This window comes from Microcoleus sp. C2D2, assembly GCF_036702495.1.
GTDB lineage: Bacteria > Cyanobacteriota > Cyanobacteriia > Cyanobacteriales > Microcoleaceae > Microcoleus.
In genome coordinates this window covers 1-8,092 of record NZ_JAUBTO010000061.1, presented here as the reverse complement: position 1 = coordinate 8,092, position 8,092 = coordinate 1, and the positions used below count along the sequence as shown (strand labels likewise).

The 8,092-nt window shown below is 45.5% G+C and carries 5 protein-coding genes; 1 reads left to right on the top strand and 4 read right to left on the bottom strand.

Features of this window, described 5'->3' with window-relative positions:
• Positions 1-131: 131 nt before the first annotated feature.
• The 3 genes from QUB61_RS19865 to QUB61_RS19855 all read right to left on the bottom strand — a co-directional run bounded on the left by QUB61_RS19865 (position 132) and on the right by QUB61_RS19855 (position 5,896).
• Complete coding sequence (locus QUB61_RS19865) at positions 132-1,619, bottom strand: hypothetical protein (RefSeq protein ID WP_333131568.1); 1,488 nt, start codon at positions 1,617-1,619, stop codon at positions 132-134.
• A 239-nt stretch (positions 1,620-1,858) separates the two neighbouring features.
• Positions 1,859-4,822 carry a CHAT domain-containing protein gene (locus tag QUB61_RS19860; RefSeq protein WP_333190083.1) on the bottom strand — a complete coding sequence of 988 codons (2,964 nt, stop codon included), beginning with the start codon at positions 4,820-4,822 and terminating at the stop codon, positions 1,859-1,861.
• A 285-nt stretch (positions 4,823-5,107) separates the two neighbouring features.
• A complete protein-coding gene (locus tag QUB61_RS19855) occupies positions 5,108-5,896 on the bottom strand; it encodes an SDR family oxidoreductase (RefSeq protein WP_333131574.1) in 789 nt (262 codons plus the stop codon).
• A 205-nt stretch (positions 5,897-6,101) separates the two neighbouring features.
• Between QUB61_RS19855 and QUB61_RS19850 the strand changes: the two genes are divergently transcribed.
• Positions 6,102-7,436 carry a hypothetical protein gene (locus tag QUB61_RS19850; RefSeq protein WP_333131576.1) on the top strand — a complete coding sequence of 445 codons (1,335 nt, stop codon included), beginning with the start codon at positions 6,102-6,104 and terminating at the stop codon, positions 7,434-7,436.
• Positions 7,437-7,853: 417 nt separating this feature from the next.
• Here QUB61_RS19850 and QUB61_RS19845 read toward each other — a convergent pair whose 3' ends face one another.
• Positions 7,854-8,030 (bottom strand): hypothetical protein, encoded by a 177-nt coding sequence (locus QUB61_RS19845; RefSeq protein ID WP_333190081.1) that lies wholly within the window; start codon positions 8,028-8,030, stop codon positions 7,854-7,856.
• Positions 8,031-8,092: the final 62 nt, after the last annotated feature.

Sequence of the window (8,092 nt, the reverse complement as noted above, 5' to 3'; positions counted from 1 at the left end):
ACCCCTACTCCCCACAAAAAGTTGACACTTTGTGGAACAGGCATCTTGCCTGTTCTTAAGAATGCTGCAACATATAAGTTATACCACCCAAAAACCCCGAAAAACCCGGTTTCTTTGGTTTTAGGCATAAGTCATAAATCCAAATTATCGGGAAAAATTTTCCTTACGCACACGACGATACCCAGAGTTAACAAGCCAAATCCTAAACCAAACAGCAGACTCAAGATAATTGTCGCAGCAAACGGATGCAGCGGTAGAGAAAAATCGGGTTGCCATTGAATCCGTGTATCCTTGATTAGAGGATAGGCGGCGGAAAAGATTTGTCCGCCGCCGATCGCAGTTCCGACAAAAAAGATGATATTCTCAAGCTGGCGCGATCGCTTTTTCTCCCTGTCTTCCTGTTGCTGGTATAATTCCATCTGTTCCCTGTCCAATTCCACCTGTTCGATTTCCACCATCCCCCGCACAGTAGATATCGACTGCTGGAACAAATTTTGACTAGCAATCAAGTAGTTTAAATCTATTTCAATTTGCCGCCGATACTTATCCTCAGCTAAATCTAGAAACCTCTGCCAAAAATCCAGATTGTCGCCTGAAATGCACAAACCTCTAATTCTTGTCAACGCCTCAGCATAATTTTCAGCATTAGTATCAATCGTATTTCTATCTTCTTGCAAATATCGCACCTGCTTAGCAAAAGCCCACATTTTAGTGCGAACTTCAGCCAGCAACTCCTTTAACTTCTCCAACTTAACTTGTCGATTTTGTTCGCTTTCTATTGCATCCAATTCGGGAAGCTTCTTTTCTAACTCGCCCACTATTTGCTGTGCTTGGCGATACTTTTTCCTAGCTTCGCCATACACAAATACAATTTTAGCGCGAGAGCACAGCAGATTCATCAAGTAAGAATAAAACGCCGGCGTTGCGGATTTCAAAGTTTGGGGATTGTCTTGCAACCATACTAAAATGTGACACCGCTGACGCGCATCATCTTCTCGGCTTTCATACTCAAAAATTGGACTCCCGAATAACTTTCCTTCGGCGCGAAAGTCCACTGATGCTGGCTGTTTATCCTGTACAAAAGCTTTAACAGATTCGTCAGCTAGTTTCCGGTAAGTATTATAAACTGCTGGTGCGGCGTATAATAATAATGTCTGTCCCAGAGACGGTTGAATTGCCTTTGGCAACAAGCAACCTTCGGGATTTAATCGAGTTAAGTCCGCTACTTTTATTGTGACATTTTTATAATAAAATGTCAAGTCTGCGGTGTAAGTATCCTGAAGTCGCAGAGCATAGATAAAACCATCAAGTTTCTGGTTATCTGGCTGAGTAATTGGCTGAAAATTCAGAGTTTTTCCATCTGGTATCAGCAATTTTACCAGAGTCAAATTTTCCACTTCGCCCTCTGGATAATAGACGCCGTTTTTGTAGCAAATTAGCTTGTCTCTGAGGGAGTTTAGTTCGTTGATGTTAAATTCTTTGCCGACATTATCTGCTAGATTTTCCCACAAATGTTGGGCATTTTTTGCTACTTGCTTATAGCCTTCGTCCCTATCATCCCGCAGGTGGAAAGGATAGAGGCTAATGCTGGGATTTTTAATTTGCCATTCTTGGCTCATAATCAATTTTGTGAGATGTTTTAGGAGTTTTCGCGGCCCTTCAAAGTCCCCCTTATTAAAGGGGATTTAGGGGGATCGAGACTAAGCTGCAATCGGTTCAAAGTCCCCCTTATTAAGGGGGATTTAGGGGGATCGAGACTGGAATACAAGCGAGATTTATCTGTGAGTCCACATTCCTTCGATCCCCCCTAGCCCCCCTTATTAAGGGGGGGGACAAGAGTATTCAAAGTCCCGCTTTTTTATGTCGATTCTGTCGCAGAAGTATTTGTCGCAGAAGTATCTGTTTGAACTATAGGTGCAGATGACACAGACACACCCAGTCGAATCTGATTTTCCTTCAGCGTTTGGTAAAACTCCCTGACGATTTCGTCCGGTGCATCGCTATCACCGCCGCCCGCACCCATTTGATAAATTTCGTTCTCTAAATTCTCTTCTATTTGAGACCGAGTTTGGCACCAATCCTTGATTGTTTGAGCGATAATATTGATATTATCGGTCGAACCAACATCAATCGCTGATAATTGTTGGACAAATTGCGGCTCCGATATTTTCAATAACTTAGTGAAAGCCGCCACAATTTCTTCGGGTGTGGCATCATCGGGAAGTGACATTACTAATCTCCTTAAATCACTCTTTTCAGTTGACAGCGGTAAAGTTTCGGTTTCGCCAATTAAGGTAAATGCAGACCAAGCTATGGGACTCGGAAATCGAGCTTTTGTGGTTAGCATAGCACACCGCAAGGCGGCTGCTCGATTCTCGCCCCGCGCTAAATTTTGGTAGAATTCAGTCATTAGTAATTTGGCTGAAATCGCTCCCATATTCCACAGGGAAACGATGATGCTGGGGACTCCGGCGAGGATGAAGCAGCGCGACAATCCGATGACTCCATCTCCGGTGATTTTACCGCCTCCGGTGCTGCAGGCGCTCAAAACTACGAGTTCGGAATCGAGTTTTAATTGCAGGATTTCTGCTGCGTTAAGCGCGCCGTCGTCGGTGTCTCCTGATGGTGCTAAAATAATCGCGCCGGGGATACCCGAACCTTGGAAATCGTCGAGGAGTCCGTGGGCGGATAAATGGACGATGCGGGTGTTTAGCATCCTGTCTAAAATGGCGACTTTTGTGGCATTTTCTCCGCTAATTGCTTCGGTTTCTAAAGTTGTGGCAATGGCTTCTGCGGCTTCTTTTGCCCTGGGGATTTGGCGGAGTTTGTAGGGGTTTTTGTTGAATTTTGGGTCGATGGTTGGATCGCCGACAATTAGGGCAGCTTGTCTCAATCCTCGCACTCGGTTTTGATGTTCGCGGGTGATTTCTAATACTTGGATGGAAGGGGCGGTGAGGATGGTATGATTTTCGATTAGGTAGCGGTTGTTGCTATCTTGCAAGGCGGCGAAAGGAACTAAAAATAAGTCGTAGTGGGGGACGAAGATGATGGCGGAATTGGCATCAGTGGGTAGCAAGTCGATTATCGGTTCTATCAGAATTTGGTGGAGGAGTTGCAATAGGGGAAAGCGGCCTGTTTCGTCTCGTTTGTACTGGGATTCTAGCTGAATTTTGTTGCCTTGGTCGTCGGTTTCTACAGTGCCGATGGAGATGCGGGTTTTGAGGATGATTTGTTTGAGGGTTTGGTTTTGTTGGTTGAGGGGTTCGAGGTTGGCGGCGTGATGGGTGATGTTGCCGTTTGGTTGGATTACCCAGATGTAAATGGTCTTTGATCCGATAATCGAATATTCAACTATTGTGGAGTTTCTGTCGCGGGCGATTCGTTGGATTTTGGGGATGGATAACCCCCCCAACTCCCCCTTGCTAAGGGGGGGCTTTGAGAGGTTTGCTTCTTCCTCAAATCTTGATAACCCCCCCAACCCCCCCTTGCTAAGGGGGGGCTTAAGAGGGAGGAATTGAGATAACTCTTCTTTCTCCCCTTGATAAGGGGGGGACTGAGGGGGAGTTGTTAATAAGGTTTGCCGCAATAATTCGACGAAGGCACGGGTGCGCGACATTTCTGATATTTCTAAGGCTTCATCAAATCTAGTTTGGGCAATTAGGACTTGTTGCAGCAGGCGATAGGCAGATATTTGGGTTTCAAAGATTGAGGCTTTGTGGTCATTACTTACCAATTCAGAACGCAGAGTTTCATGAATTGCGATCGAGGCGCGAAGTGCTGTTTCAGCTTCAGCAAGTTGGTGAGTTTTTAGGAAAGTATTTCCCAAATTGTTGAGAGAGATTGACTCTCCCACGCGATATCCGATTTCCCGTACAATCTCTAAAGACTGTTGGTAAAATTCGATCGCCTTGGGGTATTGCCCTAGGGAATCGTAAGCATTGCCCAAATTGCCGAGGGAACTAGCTTCTCCCACGCGATCTCCGATTTCCCGTGAAATCTCTAAAGACTGTTCGTGAAATTCGATCTCCCGCTGGAATTGCCCTAGGGAATAGTAAGCATTGCCCAAATTGCCGAGGGAATTAGCTTCTCCTTGGCGATCTCCGATTTCCCGTGAAATCTCTAATTGCTGTTGGTGAAATTCGATCGCCCTGTGGAATTGCCCTAGGGATTGGTAAGCAGCGCCCAAATTGCCGAGGGAATTAGCTTCTCCTTGGCGATATCCGATTGCCCGTGAAATCTCTAAATACTGTTGGTGAAATTCGATCGCCCCCTGGTATTTCCCTAGGGAATCGTAAGCAGCGCCCAAATTGCCGAGGGAATTAGCTTCTCCTTGGCGATCTCCGATTTCCCGTACAATCTCTAAACACTGTTCGTGAAATTCGATCGCCCGCTGGTATTGCCCTAGGGAATAGTAAGCATTGCCCAAATTGCCGAGGGAATTAGCTTCTCCTTGGCGATCTCCGATTGCCCGTGAAATCTCTAAAGACTGTTGGTGAAATTCGATCGCCCCCTGGTATTGCCCTAGGGATTGGTAAGCATTGCCCAAATTGCCGAGGGAACCAGCTTCTGCTTGACGATTTCCGATTTTCCGATAGATAGTTAATGCCTGTTCCCAAGACTGTAAAGCCTCTCGAAATTGACTCAGATCATTCTGCCGAGCGCCCTGTCCTAACAATCTATTCGCCTCTTCTAGCATTGTCGCCACCAAGCCATCATCCAGAAATTCCGGGTGAGTCTCTAATACCTCCGCTTCTTCGCCGCTGGGACAGGTTAGCAGTTGATTTATCAGGTTGAGATAGGCTTGTTCGCGTTCGGAGTTCATTGCGATTTGGGATTTGGGATGGTTCGATCCATTAATTTATTATCGGTGAAACTCATCGGTTTTGGGCGATCGAATGTTTGTCGTTGGGTGGGGGCGGGTTTATCTAGATTGTTGGTGGGATTTGGGGATGGTTGGTAAAACCCGCCCCTAGATTATCGGGATTTTTGATTGTTTTGGGAAAATTTGGGTTTTGGGCGATCGACTTTTGGGAAAATTTGGGTTTTGGGCGATCGAATGTTTGTCCTTGGGTGGGGGCGGGTTTATTTATATTGTCAACGATCGCGATTATTCGTCTTTCGCCCCAAACAGCTTTTCTACCGACTTCACCAAAAGTTCTCGCGGCATCAATCTAGGCATATTTGCAATAATTTGATTGGGAATTCCCCCTGTGACAACATGAGACTTATTTTTGTCTAAAGCTTTGAGAGCATCTTGCACTACTTCCGCTGCGGGAACGAGTTTTTGTCCGCTGCTGGATGCCCAATCTTTCGGAAATTCAGCTACTGCAGCAAAGTCCGATTCAGTCGGCCCTGGACAAAGGCACAAAACGCCAATTCCTAAATCTTTGTTTTCGGCCCAAAGTGCCTCGCTGAAACTCAAAACAAAGGCTTTAGTAGCTGCATACATTGACAAGTACGGCATCGGTTGAAAAGCTGCGAGGGAGGCAACATTGATAATACTTCCTGATTTTCGCTGCCGCATTCCCTGCAAAAATAAGTGCGAGAGTTCAACTAATGCTACAATATTTAGTTGCACCATTGTTATTTGTTTCCCAAGCGGGCGATCGGCAAAAGCACCGTAATCGCCAAAACCCGCATTGTTCACCAACAAATCAACCGTCCAACCTTTTTTAACAACCGCGTCAAATACAGCATTTGTGGCTCCTGGTGCCGTCAAATCTTGAACGATAATTTCGACCAAAATATTGAATTCCTGTTGCAGTTGAGCAGCTAGCTGTTGTAATTTGTCTTCGGAACGAGCTACCAAGATTAGATTGTGCTGGCGTTTGGCTAATTCGGTGGCAAAGGCTGCACCAATTCCGCCAGAAGCACCAGTGATTAAAGCAGTGGGCATGAAATTAATTCGGATATTTGATGTGGGCTTTATATATTTTAACAATTATCGGGATTTACGCATAAATACCAAAGAAACCGGGTTTTTTACTTTACTTAAAGGCTCGGATGCACTATTTTAGTAAAAAAAACCGGGTTCTGCATCCCAGACTCAATTATTTTGACGGGGAACCTGTAAAATAATTAAAAGGGAATAGGTGAGTTTTATGGCGCGTCTTACCGATCGAGCTTTTGAAATTTTGCGGGCCGAAGTTGACAAGTGCGCGGCGGCTGATACTGTAGCGGGTGAAGTGTACCGACGGATGGTAATCAAGCGGTTGGAGAAGTTACGATCGCAAAACGGCACTTTCGCCTCAACAGAAGAAATCCGCGATACCTTCAAAGACGAATTTCCCAACTTCAGCGAACAAGCTCTCAAAGCTGCCGTCAAAGCCAACCGCCCGCCCGGATTGTTCGGTAAAATCATCTTTGCTGGGAGTTTGCTGGGAAGTGCTGCGGGGATAATTTGGCTGATTAATCTACCTATTCCCCTGATTCGCTGGCCCGTGGCGAAAACAATGCCGATATTGTTGCTGCCGAGTTTTATGAGTATGGATCACAATTACCGGCAGGCGATCGCCCTTGTGGAACAATCCGATCAACTGGTGAATAAAGCCACTGCTGTCGCTGATTTTGACTTGGGCGAAATTAAAGCAAAAGAGGCTCAAAAACACCTCGACGCCTTGCCAGTGTGGTTCCTCGGCTATTACCCAAAGAGGTACTGCTCTTTTTTTAGCTGCCGTTGGCGGTTTACAGTCGATGAATTTCAAGCCGCCCGCAAAAATGTCGGGCGGATGGAGGCTCAGATTTTCCAGCAAAAAAATGCTTTTACTCAGTTAAATCAAGTCGAACAAACTCTCAACGCCGCGAAACAGCAGTATCAGCAAGCCAAAACCGCTGCAGATAGACAAAAAGCGACGGTAAATTGGCAAAGTGCGATCGACCAACTCAATCAAATTCCCGCCGAAACCCTCGCGGGAGAAACGGCTAAGAAAACACTCAAAGCAGCAGAAAGAGACTTTCAAGAAATGGGCGGCGTCGCCACCGGTTCTGTACGGGCAGACAACTTAATTGAAGCTGCCAAAGAATTTGCTCTCTCCGCCGCCGTCGCCGCCAAAAAACCGCCGCATCCCGCCGCACAGTGGCAGCAAATAGCAGAATTGTGGCAAGAAGGTATTAACCGACTCAAATTGATTTCTGTCGATAACCCTGGCTATCTCGACGCTCAAACCAAACTCGCTCAATATCAAAAAAATTTAGGAATTACCCAGATTAGGCTGGAAGCAGAAAAAGATTCGGCAAAAGCTTTGCAAGAAGCTAAAAGCTTGTTTGCCAACTTGCAAACTGATGTGAATTCTCAAAATCCCGGTAATTCCCTCAGCCAGTTGCAACAAATTATCAATCAATTAGAATCTGTCAAACCCGGCACAACTGTTTACCCCGAATCCCAAAAATGGCTGCAATCTGCTCGCAAGAAACAGCAAGAATGGCAAAAGAATTAAAAATTGGGAATGGGGAATATGGCATTGTTAGCTGTTGACTGTTGACTGTTGACTGTTAACTATTGGAGTTTAGACTAAGCACAAATTTACTTAGCTAACGCGCTCGTAGAAATTGTGTTGATTTTAGAGAGAGATTCCCAGGTTAATTAATCGATTTTGGTGATTTTTGGAACCGACCTTTACCCTTTTTGACCACAGGATAGCGACATCTTGGAATACGAGGTTTTCCTGTTTGCCATCCATCTGAGTTTCCTCGTCGTTTGGGAGCAAAAGCCGGACTTCCAATCTTGATTAAAAGTGGAAGCATTGATTGTACAACCCTTCCCGGCGTCAATTCAGGCAGAGACTTTTGCCTTGGCAAACGAATTTCTCTGACTAGATCTTTAGCTAGCCATAATTGCCAGGTGAGTAAAGGCATCAAATCGCTCCATCGTTCGCACTGTTCTGGTGTGCTGAGCTTCGGCGAGCCGTCCAATGTAAGGTTTGTTTAGCTAACCGAAACCAATGTTCGAGGGCGAAGCGGCGCAGATACAGTTGCCAAATTTCAGCTAGAGATGGCATTTGGATACCAACCCAAACTAAGCTGTTTCGCATTTAAACTGGTATAATAATAAATTAAAAGTCACAGAAAAGCCAGAAGTATGCCAGCCAAAAAT